This is a genomic window from Chryseomicrobium aureum (assembly GCF_016909155.1).
GTDB lineage: Bacteria > Bacillota > Bacilli > Bacillales_A > Planococcaceae > Chryseomicrobium > Chryseomicrobium aureum.
The window spans coordinates 1-20,454 of the sequence record NZ_JAFBFG010000016.1 but is presented as its reverse complement, the minus strand read 5'-3'; the positions used below and the strand labels follow the sequence as shown (position 1 = coordinate 20,454).

Here is a 20,454-nt window from a genome sequence, read left to right as displayed (position 1 = left end):
AGGCAATACTATGCGTAAACCTGTCATTGCAGGAAACTGGAAAATGTTCAAAACGGTTGGAGAGGCTCATGAGTTTTGGAATGCAGCATCTTCAGCAACAATCGATGCATCAAAAGTAGACGCGGTAATCTGTGCACCATTCTTACAATTGCCAGCTCTAGTTGAGGCTGCGAAAGGCTCTTCGATTCATATCGGAGCACAAAACATGCACCAAGAAAAAGAAGGTGCGTTCACAGGAGAAATCAGCGGGGACATGTTGAAAGACGTTGGCGTCACACACGTCGTCATCGGTCACTCAGAGCGTCGTCAATATTTCAACGAGACAGATGAAACGGTTAACTTGAAAACAAAAGCGGCACTTGATCTTGGACTAACGCCAATCGTTTGTGTCGGTGAAAGTTTAGAGCAACGTGAAGCAGGCGAAACAGAAACTGTCGTATCAAAACAGGTGGCAGAAGCATTTGAAGGCTTAACTGAATCTGAAGTAGAGAAAACAGTTGTTGCTTACGAACCAATCTGGGCGATCGGAACAGGCAAAACTGCAACTGCAGATGATGCCAACCAAGTATGCCAAGCAATTCGCGAAACACTTCTTGACCTTCACGGGGAAGAAGCAGCAAACGCAACACGAATTCTGTACGGCGGAAGCGTGAAGCCTGCAAACATCGAGGAACTACTTGGAAAAGAAGATATTGACGGAGCACTAGTGGGCGGCGCAAGTCTTGAAGCGGATTCATTCCTACAACTGGTGGAGGCGACTCAGAAATGAGAAAGCCAACTGCCTTAATTATTTTGGACGGATTTGCTTGCCGCAATGAAACAGCTGGAAACGCTGTTGCGCAGGCAAAGAAACCGAATTTCGACCGCTACTGGAATCACTTTCCGCACAGCGAACTAACGGCTTCTGGTGAAGCTGTTGGTCTTCCGGAAGGACAGATGGGGAACTCGGAGGTCGGTCACTTAAATATTGGAGCGGGCCGTATTGTGTATCAAAGCTTAACGCGCATCAATAAATCCATTCGTGATGGGGATTTCTTCACAAACGAAGCGGTACTAGAGTTGATTGCGCAAGTAAAAGCTACAAACGGTCGCTTGCACGTTATGGGATTACTTTCAGATGGTGGTGTGCACAGTCACTACACGCACTTGCATGCACTCTTGAAGCTTGCAAAAGACCAAGGTGTAGGCGAGACATTTGTTCACGGGTTCTTAGATGGGCGCGATGTGGGGCCTGCTACAGCGATTCCATATGTCGAAGAAACCGAGCGCATCATGATGGACTTGAACTATGGCTCATTTGCAACGATCAGTGGCCGCTATTATGCAATGGACCGTGACCGTCGCTGGGAACGTGTACAACTTGCATACGACGCGATTGTAGACGGGAAAGGTCCTCGATTTGCGAATGCAATTGCTGGAATTGAAGCGTCATACAGTGAAAAAATTGTGGATGAGTTTGTGAAACCGTTTGTTATCGGAACGGAAGAAGCACCAAAAGCTGTGTTCCAACAAGGCGACGGTGTCATCTTCTTCAACTTCCGACCAGACCGTGCGATTCAATTAGGATTTGCGCTTACAAACCCTACATTTGATTCCTTCCCACGCGGAGAGCATCACCCGGAACACTTGCCGTTCGTTTCCTTCACGGAATACAACGACGAAGTGATCGGCGGGATTGCCTACGCAAAACAAGATTTGAAAAACACTGTGGGAGAGGTTCTTTCAGCGCACGGCAAATTGCAGGTCCGTATTGCCGAAACTGAAAAATATCCACACGTCACATTCTTTATGAGTGGCGGTCGTCACGAAGAATTCCCTGGTGAGAGCCGGATTCTAATAAACTCACCAAAAGTTGCAACCTACGATCTGCAACCTGAAATGAGTGCGTATGAAGTGACGGATGCTTTAGTGGAAGCGATTGAGAACGATCAGTTCGACGCGATTCTATTAAACTTTGCGAATCCGGACATGGTCGGTCATAGCGGCATGCTCGAGCCGACAATCAAAGCAATCGAAGTGGTAGACGAATGTCTAGGGCGTGTAGTCGATGCCATCCTTGCAAAAGGTGGAGATGCGATTATCACAGCGGACCATGGGAATGCCGATGAAGTCACTACACTTGAAGGAAATCCAATGACGGCGCATACGACAAACCCCGTGCCAGTCATTGTTACGCGAAGCGAAATAACGCTTCGTGACGGTGGAATTTTAGCCGATTTAGCCCCAACTATGCTAGACTTAATGGGGATTGAACAACCTGTTGAAATGACAGGAAAAACTTTACTTGAAATGGAGAGACGATAATGCCAATTATTACAGACGTATTTGCTCGTGAGGTCCTTGATTCACGTGGTAACCCAACAATTGAAGTAGAAGTATTTACGGAAAGCGGTGCATTTGGCCGCGCTATCGTTCCTTCAGGCGCATCTACTGGAGAATACGAAGCAGTAGAACTGCGTGATGGCGACAAGAGCCGTTATTTAGGTAAAGGTGTTCAAAAAGCCGTAGAACACGTAAACACAGTAATCGCTGAAGAATTAGAAGAAAACTATACAGTTCTTGATCAAGTAGCAATTGACCAAGCGTTAATCGAATTAGATGGAACAGAAAATAAAGGCAACCTGGGTGCAAACGCTATTCTTGGTGTTTCAATGGCTGTTGCACACGCTGCAGCGGACTACCTAGACATGCCACTTTATCAGTACCTTGGAGGCTTCAACGCGAAGCAACTTCCAGTACCGATGATGAACATCTTAAATGGTGGAGAGCACGCAGACAACAACGTCGATATCCAAGAATTCATGGTCATGCCTGTTGGCGCTGAGTCATTCCGCCAAGCACTACGCATGGGCGCTGAAATCTTCCACAGCTTAAAAGCGGTTCTAAAAGAGCGCGGCTTGAACACAGCTGTTGGTGACGAGGGCGGTTTTGCACCAAACTTGAAATCAAATGAAGAAGCACTTGTAACCATCATGGAAGCTATTGAAAAAGCAGGCTACAAACCAGGCGAAGAAGTTCTTCTTGCAATGGACGTTGCAGCTTCTGAGTTGTTCAACAAAGAAGATGGCAAGTACCACTTATCGGGTGAAGGCGTCGTGAAAACATCTGCTGAGATGGTTGATTTCTACGAAGAGCTTTGCAACAAATACCCAATCGTATCAATCGAAGATGGTCTTGATGAGAACGACTGGGACGGATTCAAACTTCTAACAGAGCGTATCGGTAAAAACGTTCAGCTTGTTGGAGACGATTTATTTGTAACAAACACGAAGAAATTAAAAGATGGAATTGATAAAGGCATCGCTAACTCAATTCTAATCAAAGTAAACCAAATCGGTACGTTAACGGAAACGTTTGAAGCAATCGAAATGGCAAAACGCGCAGGTTACACAGCAGTCATCTCTCACCGTTCAGGTGAATCTGAAGATGTGACAATTGCAGACATCGCAGTTGCGACAAACGCAGGTCAAATCAAAACAGGTGCTCCTTCACGTTCAGACCGTGTAGCGAAGTACAATCAACTTCTTCGCATCGAAGATATGTTGGATTCTACAGCTGAATATTTAGGCCGTGAAACTTTCTATAATTTGAAAAAATAATACGGGTCAGCTTGTCACTACCTGAGAAGTCTGATAAAATTAATCTTGTTGTGTATGTTCTTATCAGGAGGTGGAGTGAATGCAAGCCTTTCTATTGACATTACTTGTCATCGTATCGCTAGCATTGATCGTAGTTGTGTTATTGCAATCAGGGAAAAGTGCCGGGTTATCTGGAGCCATCTCTGGTGGAGCAGAGCAACTGTTTGGAAAACAAAAAGCACGTGGGATGGAGTTAGTCCTACATCGTGCAACAATTGTACTTTCCGTACTATTCTTTGCTTTAACGATTGCTGTTATGAAACTATAAATGTTCTTTAATCGCCTGACCACAAGTAGTGTGGTTGGGCGTTTTTTGCAAGTTTGGGGAAATCCCTCCGGTCAGGTCATCATTGTCCTAGGGAGAGTTTTACCGAGCCTCCCCACGTAAGCCGAAAGAAGAGCACTTTCGGCTTCGTTGCCGGGTCTCGATAAAACTCTTACACCCTGGGAAATGACAACCTGACCTCCGGGATTTCTAGAAAAAATTGAGTGGAGTGAAGGGGCTGACTCCAGTGGGAGTAAAGTCGGAACGTGAGACCCCGCAGGAGCCTGCGACGAGGAGGCTCACGCCGCGCCCTCGGAAAGCAGCCCCGTAACGCAACTCACTTTTGGAGGGAACAAGATGCGTATTTCAACGCCAAAGCCGTTTTTCTTTGAAGCGGGAAAACGTGCCGTGTTATTGCTTCACGGATTCACTGGGAACTCGTCTGACGTACGAATGCTAGGACGTTTTCTTGAAAAGAATGGCTACACATCCATAGCGCCTCACTACAAAGGCCACGGAGTGCCGCCAGAAGAACTCATTGCGACGGGTCCAGCCGATTGGTGGCAAGACGTCATTGGTGCCTACAATGAATTGAAAGAGAAGGGCTATGAGGAGATTGCTGTTGCAGGACTTTCTCTAGGCGGCGTCTTTTCATTGAAAGTCGCATCAGAAATGCCCGTCAAATGTGTCGTCACGATGTGTGCGCCGATGACAATGAAAACGACAGAACTGATGTTTGAAGGAGTTCTTGGCTACGCTCGCGAATACAAAAAGTATGAAGGCAAAGAAGCGGATGTCATCGACCAAGAAATCGAAGCGATTCGTCAAACGCCGATGCAGACTCTTCCGGAACTTCAGCAGTTGATCCAAGAGGTTCGGGGTATCGTCGATCACGTTTATGCGCCACTATTTGTCGCGCAAGGCCGACTGGATGACGTCATTGATACGAACTCTGCAACCATCATTCACGATACGGCGGAATCGACAGACAAACAAATCAAATGGTATGAACAATCAGGTCATGTGATTACACTTGGCCCAGAAAAAGAACAACTGCACGAAGACATTCTTGCCTTTTTAAATAAATTGGATTGGCACGAGTAAGGCAGCGTCTTTTAGGAAATAGTAAGACAAAGGAGGGACAGAAATGGATACACAACAACTAGAACAAGCGCTCGTTGAGTTGATGCGAGACGATAGTTACAAGCCACTCACAACGAAAGAATTAGAAGCGCATTTTCAATTGGATGATGCGGATGACTTCAAAGAATTTGTGAAGACGCTTGTGCGTTTAGAAGAGAACGGCAAAATCGTTCGTTCACGCTCGAACCGCTACGGTGTGCCGGAACGAATGAACTTGATTGCAGGGAAATTCATTGGACACGCACGTGGATTTGGATTCGTTGCGCCGGAAGAGGAAGGCATGGATGACATTTTCATTCCACCGACTGAAATCAACGGTGCGTTTAACGGAGATATGGTACTCGTACGCGTGTCATCGGCTTCATCGGGGGACCGTCGTGAAGGAGCCATCATTAAAATCACAAAACGTGGTCTTGACCGCATCGTCGGAACGTTCCAAGACAACAAAGGGTTTGGATTCGTCATTCCGGACGATAAAAAACTACCGATGGATATTTTCGTCGCAAAAGGCGATACACTGGGTGCTGCAGATGGACACAAAGTCATTGTAGAAATTACAGACTGGCCTTCAGGCAGAAACTCAGCAGCCGGGAAAGTATCACAGATCCTTGGGCATAAAAATGATCCAGGTGTCGATATTTTATCAATCATCCATAAGCACGGCATTCCAACGGAGTTCCCAGAAGACGTGCTCGAGCAAGCAGAGTCAACGGGCGACACAGTAGACCCAGCAGATATCGAAGGACGACGCGATTTACGTGAAGAGGTCATTGTCACGATTGACGGCGCAGACGCAAAAGACTTGGATGATGCAGTTGGAGTGAAGAAGCTTGAGAATGGCAACTACGAGCTGTCAGTTCACATTGCGGACGTCAGTCATTATGTCACAGAGCACTCGCCAATCGATTTAGAAGCGTTAGAGCGTGGTACTAGTGTCTACTTAGCAGACCGCGTGATTCCGATGCTTCCACACCGCTTATCAAACGGAATTTGCTCGTTGAACCCACAAGTGGACCGTTTGACGCTTTCTTGTGTGATGGAAATCGATTCGAAAGGTCAAGTCGTCAACCACGAGATCTTTGAGAGTGTCATCAACACGGCTGAGCGTATGACGTACCGCGATGTGTACTTGATCTTGGAAGAGAACGACCAAGAGTTGCGTACACGCTACGAGTCACTCGTACCGATGTTTGAATTGATGGCAGAACTTGCTGCAGTGTTACGCGGGAAACGTGAAGAACGCGGAGCAATTGATTTTGACTTCCCAGAAGCAAAAATCTTAGTCAACGAAGACGGCTGGCCAACTGAAATCGTCAACCGTGATCGCACAGTTGCGGAGAAATTGATTGAAGAGTTCATGCTAGCAGCGAACGAAACTGTTGCGCAACACTTCAAGTGGATGGATGTTCCGTTCATGTACCGTATTCACGAAGATCCAAAGCCTGAAAAACTACAACGCTTCTTCGAATTTTTAACATCATTCGGATTGGTTGTAAAAGGCTCAAGCAATGACATTCATCCGAAAGCATTGCAAGAGATCATCGAATCGATTGAAGGGCTTCCAGAAGAGCCAGTCATCTCGACGATGCTTCTGCGTTCTCTACAACAAGCGAAGTATGACCCGGAATGCCTTGGTCACTTTGGATTGTCTACAGAGTACTACACACACTTCACATCGCCGATTCGTCGTTACCCAGATTTAATTGTTCACCGCTTGATTCGTACGTATTTGATTAAGGGCGACCTTTCTCAGTCGACGATCATGCACTGGCAAGCAAACCTTGGGGACATCGCAGAACACGCTTCGAAAATGGAGCGCCGCGCGGTTGATGCAGAGCGTGATGTGGAAGCGTTGAAGAAAGCGCAGTTTATGGTCGATAAGATTGGGGAAGAGTTTGAAGGGATTGTGAGTTCTGTTACGAACTTCGGAATCTTCGTTGAGCTTCCAAACACAATCGAAGGCTTGATCCACGTCACGAACTTATCCGATGATTATTACAACTTCGATGACCGTCAGATGATTATGCGTGGGGAACGAACGGGTCGCGAGTTCCGATTAGGGGACGAAGTGAAAGTAAAAGTCACGAACGTTACAGTGGAAGAGTCATCCATTGACTTTGAAGTCGTGGGAATGATCAAAGCAGCTGGGCGTGAGCGTCGCCAAACGCCGAAAGTCATTCATGCAAGCCGTTCAGGAAAACCAGCGGAGCGCAGCGGTGACAAACGCGGGAAAGACGCAAAGAGTGGTAAACCAAAAGCAAAAGGCAAACCCTCTCAAAAGAAGCGATTCTTTGAAGATGTAGCCAAAAAGAAGAAAAAGAAACGAAAAAAATAAGGAGGCGTCTAGCCTCCTCTTTCAGTAGGTGAGTCAAATGGCAAAAAAACACGATGACAAGGTCCTTGCACAAAACAAGAAGGCTTCTCACGATTATTTCATTGAGGATACGATGGAAGCAGGACTTGTGTTGCAAGGTACTGAAATCAAATCAATTCGAAACGGCCGTGTGCAGTTAAAAGATGCCTTCATTCGCATTCGCAACAATGAAGCATGGATCTCGAACATGCACATCAGTCCGTATGAACAAGGGAACCGTTTCAACCATGATCCACTGCGTGTGCGTAAACTTCTTCTTCACAAAAAACAAATAGCTGAGCTAATTGGCAAGACGAAGCGGGACGGCTACACAATCGTTCCTCTCAAAATGTATGTCAAAAACGGCTATGCAAAAGTGCTGATCGGTTTAGGGAAAGGGAAGAAAGATTACGATAAGCGGAGTGATATGAAGAAGAAGGAAGCTAAACGTGAGATCGAACGTGCTTTCAAAACGCGTAACCAGTAAATTGGTTGAAGTTTGACCTTCTTTGATATATACTAAGTGTAGAACAACCAAGTTCACTTTTTCCATATCGGGGACGTTATGGATTCGACAGGAATGGTTCAAGCTTGGGTGGCGCGTCAGAGGCTCGGCTCTGTAACAACGGAACTTATAATAACAGGCAAAACAAACAACAACTTAGCATTCGCTGCTTAATAGCGTGAATCTGCTCTATGTATCCATCGCCCATGTGGCTATGTAGAGCTCACTTTTAGTGGGATACGGTAACTGGTGCAGTCTGAGTCAGTTGCAAGAGATTTCCGGACTAGTCCATCTAACGCCTGCTTATCGGCAAAGGATTGGACGAACTTTAATAGGTAAGCTACACGCGTAGAAGCTCAAGTGTTGGAGTTTCTGGACGCGGGTTCAAATCCCGCCGTCTCCATTCGAATCTTGCTTGAGTGGCAAGGTTCAATGGTTAATAACCGGAAGTATCATCTTCCACAAAAGCCTCTTGATCTCATTGAGATTAAGGGGTTTTTTCTTTGTCTTGAAAACTCCTCCAGAAAGAAAGACGGGAGGTGAGGTGCCTGTTTTAGACTCAATTCTGGCAGATGATGAGACTCAGTTCGAGACGGAGTCGAAGAAGTGTGGCTCGTCATCTGCCGATCTAGAATTGTGGCTGTGACAGGCTCCGTATAAAAAGAAAAAAGCACACCGATAGAAATCTTTTCTACCACCCGAGGTTCGATTCTGTCAAAGAAATAAAAACCAACAGTGGCCGATTCGCTCAAAAAGCGAATCGGCCACTATTCTTCTTAGTTCTCCACATAATCAACCTTAGACAGCAGACCAAACACATATCGGTACTTCTTTTTACTGAGAAGTCGCAAACACTCATAAATTCGAGTCGGCTCCGCCTCTACCTTTTTTATCTAGATACTCAAGCAATCTCTCTGTAAGAATCTTGGGGCGGGCTGTGCTAACGCAAGGCCCGAATCATCGAGCGTATAGTCACAGTCTAGGACAGCAAGTTTACACAAACAGACAAGTTACTTTTCAAATCTCTACACACTCAAGAGTCTTCTGCATTAAAAACTCCTCCAAAAAGAAAGACGAGGGGTGAGGTGCCTGTTTTAGACTCAATTCTGGCAGGTGATGAGACTCAGTTCGAGACGGAGTCGAAGAAGTGTGGCTCGTCATCTGCCGATCTAGAATTGTGGCTGTGACAGGCTCCGTCTATAATTTTCACTAGATTTCTATCAAAGGAATTCAATTCAAATTATATATTTGAAGAATGTTTAGAAAGTTAGGATTGTCTATTGAAATTTATATAATTCTATAGAAACTAGCTGAAATGCTTCGAATAAAATAGAAAACTAAAATTTATGAAAATGAAATTATCAAATTTTCTAGAAAATATCACCAAATCTCTTGAGAACCTCTAGTTAGTAATATTTTGGAATGATAAAATAAGTAATATATTCAAATGCTAATCATATGATTTTATTACTTTTTAATTTCTTATAAGGCGGTGAGCTTATTGTTTAATAAAATGTTAGATAACAAAAAAACTGGTATTGTCGGAGATGCTTTGAAGCCTTACTTTAAGAAGAATGCCAAAGTAGCAATCATGTCATCTTACTTTACAATTTATGCGTTCGAAGCACTAAAGAAAGAATTAATGAAAGTGGAAGAGGTAAGATTTTTATTTATTGATCCTACATTTACTTCAGAAAGAGATACAAAGGATGCTATTGACAGTGATAAAAGAGACCGAGAAAAAAAATTGTCTGGTTCTGAACTCGAAATTAAGATGCGGAATGAACTTACTCAGGCGAAAATCGCTAAAGAATGTGCGGACTGGATAAGTTCGAAAGTAAAGATGAAATCTTTGACATCACCATTAACACAGAATCGCCTAGTCCATATTGAAAACAAAGATGGTTCTTCAGTAGCTATTCAAGGGAGCTCTGATTTTACTAGCAGCGGATTAGGCTATACATATTCCCCAAACCTTCATATGAACACTTTAATGGATGAGCCGCTGTTAACAAAACAATATATTCAGTGGTTCAATGACATTTGGCAAAACGAGCCGATTATTGAAGAAGTAAAAGAAAATGTTTTGGAAAGAATGGCAGCAATTTATAAAGATCATTCTCCAGAATTCCTTTACTTTGTCACGCTCTACAACATTTTTAGTGACTACCTAGAAGAATTCGATGAAGATGCGATAGTAAAATCAAAGACAGGATTTAAAGACACTACAATTTGGAACAAGCTATATAAATTCCAAAAAGATGGTGTGCTAGGAGCCATTGATAAATTGGAAAAGCACAATGGTTGTATCATCGCAGACAGTGTAGGTTTGGGAAAGACCTTCGAAGCCTTGGCAGTTATTAAGTATTACGAGCTGAGAAATGATCGAGTACTGGTTTTGTGTCCAAAAAAATTAAGAGAAAACTGGTTGATCTATACTCAAAACGATAAGAGAAACATTCTTTCAACGGATCGCTTCAACTACGATGTACTGAATCATACCGACTTGAGTCGTACAGACGGATTGTCTGGAGATATTAATTTGTCTACTGTGAACTGGAGTAACTACGACTTAGTCGTTATTGACGAGTCACATAATTTCAGGAATAACCAGGCAAGAAATGACAGGGAAACTCGTTATTCTAGACTCATGAATCAAATTATTAAAGCGGGTGTTAAGACAAAGGTTCTAATGCTATCAGCAACGCCTGTAAACAACAAAATGAATGATTTGAAAAACCAAGTCGCCTTTATCACAGAAGGTAAAGATGAAGCTTTGGAGTCAGCAGGTATTGAAAGTATTGAACAAACGTTAAGAAAAGCACAACTGTCCTTCAATAAATGGCTCAAGTTAGATGAAGGCGAGCGAAAATCAGACAATCTCTTGGAAATGTTGAACTTTGATTATTTCAAGTTACTTGATGCAGTTACCATCGCTCGTTCAAGAAAACATATTGAAAAATACTACGATATGTCCGAGATTGGTAAGTTTCCACACCGATTAAAGCCAGGCAACGTATATGCTGATATTGATGAGTACAATGAATTCCCTGAAATAAAGGAAGTCAATAAGCTCATTAACAGATTAAATCTAAGTGCTTACTCACCGCTGAAGTATGTAATGCCTGAAAAGCAAGAAGAGTATAGTCGTAAATATGATAAGAAAGTGAAAGGCGGTTCAGTGTTTAAACAAATTGACCGTGAACGAAGCCTTGTTCATCTAATGAGGGTTAACTTGCTTAAACGGATGGAAAGCTCCATTCACTCATTCGGTATGACAGTAGCTTCTCTTTTAAAAAAAATCGACGATTTGTTACTGAAGCTTGATAATATTCAGCAATACTCCAATGCCGATATTAATATTAATGAAATTGATATTGATGATGAGGATATTGAAAACATGTTAATAGGATCTAAGGTGAAAGTGCTGCTTCAAGATATCGACCGTATTAAGTGGAAGCAAGATCTAGAGGATGATAGAGAGAAGCTTGAGCAGTTACTCATTGAATCAGCAAAAGTTCAAGCTCCACGGGATGCCAAGTTGAATCAACTTAAATCCATGATTGACCAAAAGCTCTTCCATCCTATCAATGGAGAAAATAAAAAAATCATCATTTTCACTGCCTTTGCAGATACAGCAAGTTATTTATATAAAGAGTTATCAGTATGGGTGGCAAAAAAACATGGTGTTAACTCAGCTCTAGTTACGGGTTCTGGAGTAAATCAGACTACATTGAAAGGAATCCAGAAAGATTTAAATTCTATACTGACGAATTTTTCACCTGTTTCAAAGGAAAGAAATAAAGTCGATTCAAAAATACTGGATGAAATTGATATCTTGATTGCAACTGACTGTATTTCAGAAGGTCAGAACCTACAAGACTGTGATTACCTTATCAATTATGATATCCACTGGAACCCAGTTCGAATCATCCAACGCTTTGGTCGAATCGATCGATTAGGCTCCAAGAATGATGTCATTCAACTGGTGAACTTCTGGCCGAACATGGATCTTGATGAGTACATTAATTTAGAAGCACGTGTCAGTGGCAGAATGGTACTCCTTGATATTTCAGCAACGGGTGAAGAGAACGTAATAGAATACGATGAAAAGAAGCAAATGAACGATTTGGAATACCGTAAAAAGCAACTGAAGCAGTTACAAGAAGAGGTTGTTGATTTGGAAGACATTTCTGGAGGAATCTCTATCACAGATTTGACCCTGAACGACTTTAAAATGGATTTACTTGATTACATGGATACCAATAAGAAGAAAGTTGAAACAGCCCCTCTAGGATTACATGCAGTTACATCGCTTCAGTTGGCTCCGTCTTCTGATACCGAACCAGGGGTAATATTCTGCATCAAACAACGCAATGCAGCAGCACCAGTAAAAGAAACAAGCGCACTTTATCCATATTATCTGGTCTATATGAATATGGATGGAGAGGTTCGACTAGGACATTTAAAGACAAAGCAGATACTGGATCTCTTCCGTAAAGTTGCTAATGGTCAAGGGGACGTGTTCAACGAGTTGATTCATCAGTTCGTTCAAGAAACAGAGGATATGAACGACATGTCTACTTACAAGTATCTACTAGACAAGGCAGTCGAATTTGTTCTCGGTATTGTAGAAGAGAAAGGAATGGAGTCATTGTTCAGTCTCGGAAATTCTAGTCTTTTACAGGAAACAGCTGCAACTTCTGATGACTTTGAATTGATATCATTTTTAGTTATAAAGTAGGTGATGGAATGAGGGAATGGTTGATTAATCGTTTGCAGATACCGCAACGGACCGTGCTAAACCGTAAAATACCAAAGAAAGCCTTTTTTACTCAAACCGACCTTTCTACGACGGAAAAGGAATTGTTTACTTCTGATATTGAGGGGATGCACTTAATAAGTGTTATGAATCAACAAAGTATGAATATTCCCAGCTTTCAAGATGACGAATTCAATTATTCAGAAGTAGTTTGGATATATGTCGATTTAAGAATCACTAAAAATATCAATAAAATTGCAAGTGCTATTCACAAGGCTATTCCCAATCCAGTCGTATTAGTAGCTGGTTCTTCGGAAGGTCGAATTCTTTTGAGTACCAGTCACAAAAGGCTTAATAAAAATGACAAGACCAAAGTGGTTGTTGAACAACCTACCATTACCGACTGGTTTAACCCTAGGGAAGAAGATACCGCATATTCCAAATTTCTAAACGCATTAGTCGTTTCAAATTTATCTTTTGAAAACCTGTATAGCATTTACGAGGATATTCAACAATTGATAAAATGCGAAGAAGTAATTCAGTTAGTCGGAACGATACCTACCAGTAAAGACAAGCGAGAAGAAGTAGTCAACATATTAAGAAATGTTCAAAAACATCGTAAGAATATCGAACAATTGCAGCTTGAACAGAAAGGCCAAGTTGATTTCGGTAAAAAGATGGAATTGCATATGAAGATAAAGCGGCAAGAACAGGAAATCAATACACATTTATTGAGAATAAAGGAGTTGTGCTAATTGCAGAAGTTAGAAGGACAAACACTCAATGTTGTTCAGGATAATATTGAAAAGCTAAAAGAATTATTTCCTGAAGTCATAACAGAAAACAAGATTGATCTCGATAAACTACGAATTGCCCTTGGAGATAGTGTCGAGAAGGAAAAAGAACGATATGAGTTCACTTGGAATGGAAAAACAGAAGCTATTCATCTTGCTCATAATCAAACAACAGGAACACTACTACCTTCTAAGGAGGAAAGTGTTAATTGGAATACGACACAAAACCTTTATATTGAAGGAGACAATTTAGAAGTGTTGCGAGTTTTACAAAGTTCTTATAGGAATAAAGTAAAGATGATTTACATTGATCCGCCATATAATACGGGTAAAGATTTTGTTTATAAAGATGATTTTCATGATAATTTGAATAACTATAAAGAAAAAAATAATGAGAGTATGAAATCTAATCCAGAAACAAACGGAAGATATCATACTGATTGGTTAAATATGATGTATCCCCGTTTAAAGATAGCTAGGAATCTATTAAAAGAAAACGGTGTAATATTTATTAGCATTGACGATTCAGAGGTTTCTAATTTACGTAAGATATGCGATGAAATTTTTGGTGAAACTAATTTTGTTGCAAACTTAATATGGCAAAAAAAGTTCTCCCGTGCCAACGATGCAACTTACTTCTCAAAAATGCACGATCATATACTATGTTACTGTAAAAATAGTATACAAAGTAACGTTAACGGGTGGAAGGTAGGATTGTTACCTAGAGGTGATGAAATACCACAGGGTTATTCAAATCCAGACAATGACCCACGGGGAGTATGGACATCTGTTGTCCTTTCTGCAAAATCTGGCTCTAGTAAACTGTTATATGATATTGTTACACCAAGCGGACGAGTTTGTTCACCGCCAAGTGGCAGGTATTGGAGTGTTAATAAGGATAGATTTGATGAACTAGTGCAGGATAATCGAATTTGGTTTGGTACCAAAGGAGACGGTACTCCTAGACTTAAAACATTCTTATCTGAAGTACAGAATGGTTTGAGACCGAATACAATAATCTTTCATAATGAGGCTGGGCACAACCAAGAAGGAAAACAAGAAACCAAATCCCTGTTTAATAATATTGGAGTTTTTGATGGTCCTAAGCCTGTTAGGTTGCTTAAATTACTATTAACTGTGGCTAATCTAGAAGATGAAGATATTGTCCTAGACTTTTTTTCAGGGTCAGCAACAATGGCACATGCAGTTATGGAGTTAAATGAACAAGTAGACGCTCATTACAAATTTATCTTAGTGCAATTACCTGAACAATGTGATGAGGAGTCAGAAGCATATAAAGCAGGTTATAAAACTATTTGTGATATAGGGAAAGAACGCATTCGTCGTGCAGGAAAGAAAATTTTACAGGATAATGGGATAGGAATAAATCAACTAGATGTTGGGTTTAAAGTCTTTAAGCTAGATAAGACAAACCTAAAAATCTGGGACGAAGAGTCCTTGAATCTTGAAAAAGACTTATTAGATTTGGTAGAACCAGTTAAAGAAGGACGTACTCAAGATGATGTTGTTTATGAGATATTACTTAAATATGGTATTGATTTAACAATCCAAATTGAAGAAAAGAGTATTGCTGGGAAGACTGTTTTTTCTGTTGGTTTGGGATATCTTTTGATATGTCTAGAACGTGACTTAACGTTACTACACATTGAAGAAATGGCAAAACAACAACCTGCACGAATTGTCTTTTATGATGAAGGGTTTAAGGACGATACTGTTCGTACAAATGCGCAGCAAATCCTCAAGCGTTATGGTGTAGATGATATTCGAGTGATTTAGGAGGAATGGTAATATGAAAATTAAGTTTGATGAACAACAATATCAGCTTGATGCCATTCATTCCATTACTGATATTTTTGAAGGCCAAACAGTAAAAGTATCAAACTTCACAGTAAGCATGGGTGATATTGTTGGACAAGAAATAACTGAGCTTGGGATTGGAAACAAGCTGGAGTTGTCAGAAGCGGAAGTCCTTGAAAATATTCAAAAAGTACAGGTGAGAAATCATCTTCAAAAGAGCACGAATATTCAAGACTGGAACTTTACAGTCGAAATGGAAACAGGAACAGGAAAAACATATGTGTATACAAGAAGCATATTCGAATTGAATAAGCTATATGGTTTTTCAAAATTCATCATAGTTGTACCTAGTGTTGCCATTCGTGAAGGGGTCTATAAATCACTTCAAATGACCGAAGAACATTTTGCAAAAGAGTACCCTGGACAACATTGTCACTATTTTAAATATGATTCTTCAAAATTGGAACAAGTACGTGAATACGCAACAAGCACCAATATTGAAGTAATGATAATTAACATTGATGCGTTTAAAAAAAGCTTCGATGATCCAGAAAAGGAAAACAAGGCTAACCTGATCCATCGCGAAAGAGACACAATGAACGGGAAAAAGCCGATTCAATTTATTCAAGAAACGAACCCTATCGTAATTATTGATGAACCACAAAGTGTAGATAACACGGATAAAGCAAAGGAAGCTATCGCTTCATTAAATCCACTTTGTAAATTGCGATATTCTGCTACTCATAGGGACACATACAATCTGATGTACAAATTAGACCCTGTGGATGCTTATGAAAAAAAGCTTGTTAAGAAGATTGAGGTACTATCCATTAATTCAGATGACGACTTTAACGATCCATATATTAAGCTTGTCAGTGTTTCTAATAAAAATGGATATAAGGCTACTATTGAAATTGATGAAAAAAAGAAGAATGGTACTGTTACAAGAGTAAAAAAAGAAATAAACCTTAACAGCAAAAAAAATTTATATCTAGTATCTGGAGAACGAGAACTTTATCGTGGTTATATTGTAGGAGGTATCGATTGTTATCCAGGAAACGAATTGATTGAATTCGAAAATGGTAAGACACTGAAACTGGGAGAGTCGATCGGTAGTATTGATGATGATCTACTCAAGAGATATCAAATAAGAGAAGCGGTTCGCACGCATTTAGACAAGGAAAAGAGACTTGTCCATCAAGGAATCAAAGTGCTTACCCTCTTCTTTATAGACAGAGTAGAAAACTATCGGATTTATCCAAAAGGGCAGCCTTGGCAAAAAGGGAAGTACGCCAAAATTTTTGAAGAAGAGTATGCCACTCTGATTAAGTTACCCAAATATCGATCCCTGTTTGAAGAAGACCAGTATATATCGAATCAAAGTGCAGATGAAGTTCATGACGGATACTTCTCAAAAGATAAAAGTGGAAACTATAAAGACAGTAATGTTGCGAAAGATGGTAGTTTGCGTTCGAATAAAGATGATGAATCTACATTTGAGCTCATCATGAAAGAAAAAGAAAAGTTGCTAAGTTTTGAAACTCCGTTGCGATTTATCTTTTCCCACTCTGCTCTTAAAGAAGGTTGGGATAACCCAAACGTCTTCCAAATCTGTACTTTAGTTGAAACCAAAGACCCTTTCACTAAGCGTCAAAAAATTGGTCGAGGATTGCGCTTGTCTGTGAATCAGCATGGTCAGAGACAGTATGATGAAAATATCAATATTCTTACAGTAATTGCAAATGAGTCGTACCAAGATTTTGCAGAGTCACTTCAGAAGGAAATGGAAGATGAGACTGGTGTGAAGTTTGGATATCTTGAAGAACAATCCTTCTCTACAATTACCATGACCGATCAGCTCACTGGGGAGTCTAAAGAAGTAGGTTATGAGTATTCTGCTAAAGTGTACTCCTTCCTTGTTAAAGAAAACTACCTTGATAAAAAAGGAAAAGTTGAAACGAAGCTGAAGGAAGCAATTGCAGCTGATACTTTCGATGTTCCTGATGAATTTATAGAAATAAAGCATGATATTGAAGGGGTCATAAGAAAATCCATTAAGAAGTTACCGATTTTCAATAAGAAAGATGAAGTGGAAATCAAACTGAATAAAGAAGTTCTCTTGAGCGATGATTTTAATCAACTATGGAGCCAGATAAAGTACAAGACGACTTATTCGGTAGATTTGGACTCTAATTCACTTAAAATCCGTTGTATAGATGCAATACAAAGGCTAGACGCCTTCAAGGCTAGGAAAATCAAACGAGAAAATGCCTTATTAAAAGTGGATCAGTCTGGAGTTTCAGGTGAGGGACAGACCATGCGTGTATATGAAGCGGTAGAAGAGAAACGTCGTTTGCCAGATATCCTTCGTTATTTACAAGAACAAACAAATTTAAAAAGACGTACACTTGTTGATATCTTGATTGGTTCCAAGCGTTTGAAGGACTTTGAAAAGAATCCACAAGCATTCATGGAAGCTGTCATGAAAATCATTAACAGAGAAAAGAAAAAGCTAATTATCGATGGAATCAAATATGAGCGAATTGGTGACCATGCCTTTTATCAACAATCTTTATTTGAGCATCAGGAGCTTGTTGGTTACATGAAAGCCAATGCTGTTGAAGTTTCTAATGACAAATCAGTCTATAATTACATTCGCTATGATTCTAGCGTAGAGCGAGCATTCGCAGAGAAGCTTAATACTGATGAAGACGTGAAGTTATTTGTTAAGCTTCCTTCGTCATTCGTAATAGATACTCCGCTGGGCAACTACAATCCCGACTGGGCGGTATTGGTTGAAAAAGAAGGAGTAGAAACCTTATTCTTCGTTGTTGAGACAAAGGGGAGCACTGAACAGGAGGATCTTCGAATGAAAGAGGATGGAAAGATCACATGTGGTCGGAAGCATTTTGCTGCACTTGAGAACGGTGTCACATATAAGCTCGCTAACAGTTATGAAAAATTCAAAATGGATATATAGACCTGCATATAAACTTGCTTTATCAGTACCTAATGGCTCTACTCAAATTAGCAGACGAGACGAACAAAATACACTCTGTTTGTAATTTGACCAAAAGGTGATGATAGTATGAAAAGCAATTTATATCCTAGATTCATGTATGAAACAGAAGAAGAACTTTGAACGCCAGTGGGTATAAAGGCATAGATAGACATGAAGTTTAATAAAGATTATGACGACTGGGCACAAGATTGGGATGAGGACATCGATGCTTACCGGTTGCCGTCATCATGAGCAATGGATGTCAATTGTAAATGTAAAGCCGAGGGTCTAATACAAAGAGCGCTAGCTTGGAAACTAGGCATTGGTCTAGAAACCTTATCAAAAATTGAGAACGGTCGTGACAATCTGCAAGTAATAATTAAAACCGAAGAGTATCTAAATGAAGAATGATATTGAAATTCAATTCAACAAAAGAGCAGCCAGTAAACAACTAAGTTTTGGCTGCTCTTTAATTTACTATCATATTGTGTGAATAGAATGAAAGAGGGGGGGAGTTTACTTTGAAGGAGAAGAAAATAGATATAGTCGAATATGAAAATGGCGAAATAAGCTTTAGAAATGATACTTCAGAAAAGAAATATAAACATGATTTTGAATTACCACCAGAAATCATGGATGCTGTAGCAAAAGCATTGCAAGGCAAACAAAAATTCAAACAAGAAATTCAATCAGTTGGAGAAACCGCTCAGAGTTTGTGGGAAGTAATAGTAACACCCGAATTTCAAGAAGGTATATCAAATGGAGAATTGATAATAAAAAAAGGATCAATTGAAATAAGAAACGCTACAACGGGTAGGTTTGTAGGCAAAGCAAAGCTTCAAGAAGCTGAAAGACATATGAGAAAAGTTAAACAAACAACTGCTCTTTCAAACATTTCGAGAAGTATATGCACTTTATCAGGTCAAATGCAGGCTGCAGAAATTTCAAGAAGACTAGAAGCTATTGATGAAAAGATAGAGCATATAAATGCATTTTTATGGCGAGAAAAGGTCTCAACTTTAAATGGAATAAAATCTGTAATTGAAGAAGCTATAGATTCACTTCCTAATCAGAGAGCTATTGAAAGAGTTAATACTTGTATTGCAGAGCTAATAATTTTATCAAATTTTTTCGAAGCGACAATTGAAGGTGTATTAAAACGTAAAATTCAACACAGTCTTAAAGAAGATTTTATCGAAGGACTGAAAGTATGGGATATATTCAATAAAAATAGAGCGGAATATAATAGCAATTACATTAAAAACTCAAAAGAACTAATTGATGAATTTGGGTTTCTAATAGAAATTTATTTTCAGACTTTAGGATTAATCGGAACATGTTATCAAGTTATTGGTGAATATCAAAATTCAAAAAAATACTATACCAAGCTTAGTGAGAAAGTAAAATTATATTCTTTGGATTTAGCGAACAAGCTGGTATATATATTCAATATCAAAGACATAAGCATTGATGACAAAATAACAATATCTGATATGCATGAAAAACTACAAACAAGAAAATTGCCTTTAATAGATAGCATTAAGGAAAATGAAGCCATTATTGAAAGTGCCAATAAAATGCATGACAGACTGTCAGATACTCAATTTAAAAATGTGAAGGTTTCTTATCTAGTTGATCCGAAAATTATTTGGGGAAGTGATAATGATGATTGAAGCAAATTGCCCTATTTGTAATCGTAGAAGAAAGTTTAATGCGACCAAGGAAAATAAATATCAGTGCGATTCATGTCAGACTGAATTTAACATTTGTAAAAACAAGGAATGCACTAATATAACTGAAATGGGATTTTTTTGTAAAGAATGTGTTGGGAAAGGAATTAAAAATGGTGGTGCAGTTGCACTAACTAGTTTAGGTGCTGTAGGGGTATTAGTAGTTAAGATATTATTGAAAAAAAACAAATAAGCAAATGCTACAAGTGTTAATGACGCTAGATAATTACCGTAAGTTGAGGGATATTTTCATCCATGACTTGACGGTTTTTTTGTCTTTAAAAAAATCATTTGTGTTGTATGACTAATGCCAGTAGTTCCTCCAACAGTGTCTGTTGTTTATTAGTGTTAATGCTGATTAAAAACGTCAATTTGTTGACGGTATTGTTTGTCCAGGAATTGACGGATATAATGTCCTTAACAAACCTGAAGAAAGGAAAAGACG

At 40.0% G+C, this 20,454-nt stretch carries 14 protein-coding genes and 1 other RNA gene; all 15 read left to right on the top strand.

Annotated features, from left to right (window positions below):
- Positions 1-10: 10 nt before the first annotated feature.
- The 15 genes from tpiA to JOD03_RS10505 all read left to right on the top strand — a co-directional run bounded on the left by tpiA (position 11) and on the right by JOD03_RS10505 (position 20,202).
- Positions 11-769 (top strand): triose-phosphate isomerase, encoded by a 759-nt coding sequence (tpiA, locus tag JOD03_RS10575; RefSeq protein ID WP_204590935.1) that lies wholly within the window; start codon positions 11-13, stop codon positions 767-769.
- Positions 766-2,304 carry a 2,3-bisphosphoglycerate-independent phosphoglycerate mutase gene (gpmI, locus tag JOD03_RS10570; RefSeq protein WP_204590933.1) on the top strand — a complete coding sequence of 513 codons (1,539 nt, stop codon included), beginning with the start codon at positions 766-768 and terminating at the stop codon, positions 2,302-2,304. The genes tpiA and gpmI overlap by 4 nt, the downstream gene beginning before the upstream one ends.
- Entirely contained in the window at positions 2,304-3,599 is a 1,296-nt protein-coding gene (gene eno / locus JOD03_RS10565) for a phosphopyruvate hydratase (RefSeq protein WP_204590931.1), read from the top strand. The genes gpmI and eno overlap by 1 nt, the downstream gene beginning before the upstream one ends.
- A gap of 79 nt (positions 3,600-3,678) precedes the next feature.
- A complete protein-coding gene (secG, locus tag JOD03_RS10560) occupies positions 3,679-3,906 on the top strand; it encodes a preprotein translocase subunit SecG (RefSeq protein ID WP_204590929.1) in 228 nt (75 codons plus the stop codon).
- A gap of 354 nt (positions 3,907-4,260) precedes the next feature.
- Positions 4,261-5,007 (top strand): alpha/beta hydrolase, encoded by a 747-nt coding sequence (locus JOD03_RS10555; protein ID WP_204590927.1) that lies wholly within the window; start codon positions 4,261-4,263, stop codon positions 5,005-5,007.
- A 43-nt stretch (positions 5,008-5,050) separates the two neighbouring features.
- Entirely contained in the window at positions 5,051-7,381 is a 2,331-nt protein-coding gene (gene rnr, locus JOD03_RS10550; protein WP_204590925.1) for a ribonuclease R, read from the top strand.
- Positions 7,382-7,418: 37 nt separating this feature from the next.
- Positions 7,419-7,886, top strand: coding sequence for an SsrA-binding protein SmpB (gene smpB / locus JOD03_RS10545; protein WP_204590923.1), 468 nt, complete (start codon positions 7,419-7,421; stop codon positions 7,884-7,886).
- Between the two features lie 69 nt (positions 7,887-7,955).
- Positions 7,956-8,310: a transfer-messenger RNA gene (ssrA, locus tag JOD03_RS10540) on the top strand.
- Positions 8,311-9,405: 1,095 nt separating this feature from the next.
- Positions 9,406-12,648 (top strand): helicase-related protein, encoded by a 3,243-nt coding sequence (locus JOD03_RS10535; RefSeq protein WP_204590921.1) that lies wholly within the window; start codon positions 9,406-9,408, stop codon positions 12,646-12,648.
- Positions 12,649-12,656: 8 nt separating this feature from the next.
- The gene (locus tag JOD03_RS10530; RefSeq protein WP_204590919.1) at positions 12,657-13,421 is read left to right on the top strand and encodes a DUF4391 domain-containing protein; all 765 of its coding nucleotides are present in this window, start codon (positions 12,657-12,659) and stop codon (positions 13,419-13,421) included.
- Complete coding sequence (locus JOD03_RS10525; RefSeq protein WP_204590917.1) at positions 13,422-15,257, top strand: site-specific DNA-methyltransferase; 1,836 nt, start codon at positions 13,422-13,424, stop codon at positions 15,255-15,257.
- A gap of 13 nt (positions 15,258-15,270) precedes the next feature.
- Positions 15,271-18,258 carry a type III restriction-modification system endonuclease gene (locus JOD03_RS10520; RefSeq protein ID WP_204590915.1) on the top strand — a complete coding sequence of 996 codons (2,988 nt, stop codon included), beginning with the start codon at positions 15,271-15,273 and terminating at the stop codon, positions 18,256-18,258.
- A 276-nt stretch (positions 18,259-18,534) separates the two neighbouring features.
- The gene (locus JOD03_RS13925) at positions 18,535-18,690 is read left to right on the top strand and encodes a helix-turn-helix domain-containing protein (RefSeq protein WP_100353736.1); all 156 of its coding nucleotides are present in this window, start codon (positions 18,535-18,537) and stop codon (positions 18,688-18,690) included.
- A gap of 110 nt (positions 18,691-18,800) precedes the next feature.
- On the top strand, positions 18,801-19,952 hold the full coding sequence (locus JOD03_RS10510) for a hypothetical protein (RefSeq protein ID WP_204590913.1): 1,152 nt from the start codon (positions 18,801-18,803) through the stop codon (positions 19,950-19,952).
- Positions 19,942-20,202 (top strand): hypothetical protein, encoded by a 261-nt coding sequence (locus JOD03_RS10505; RefSeq protein ID WP_204590911.1) that lies wholly within the window; start codon positions 19,942-19,944, stop codon positions 20,200-20,202. Before JOD03_RS10510 ends, JOD03_RS10505 begins: the two co-directional genes overlap by 11 nt.
- The last annotated feature ends 252 nt before the right edge of the window (positions 20,203-20,454 follow it).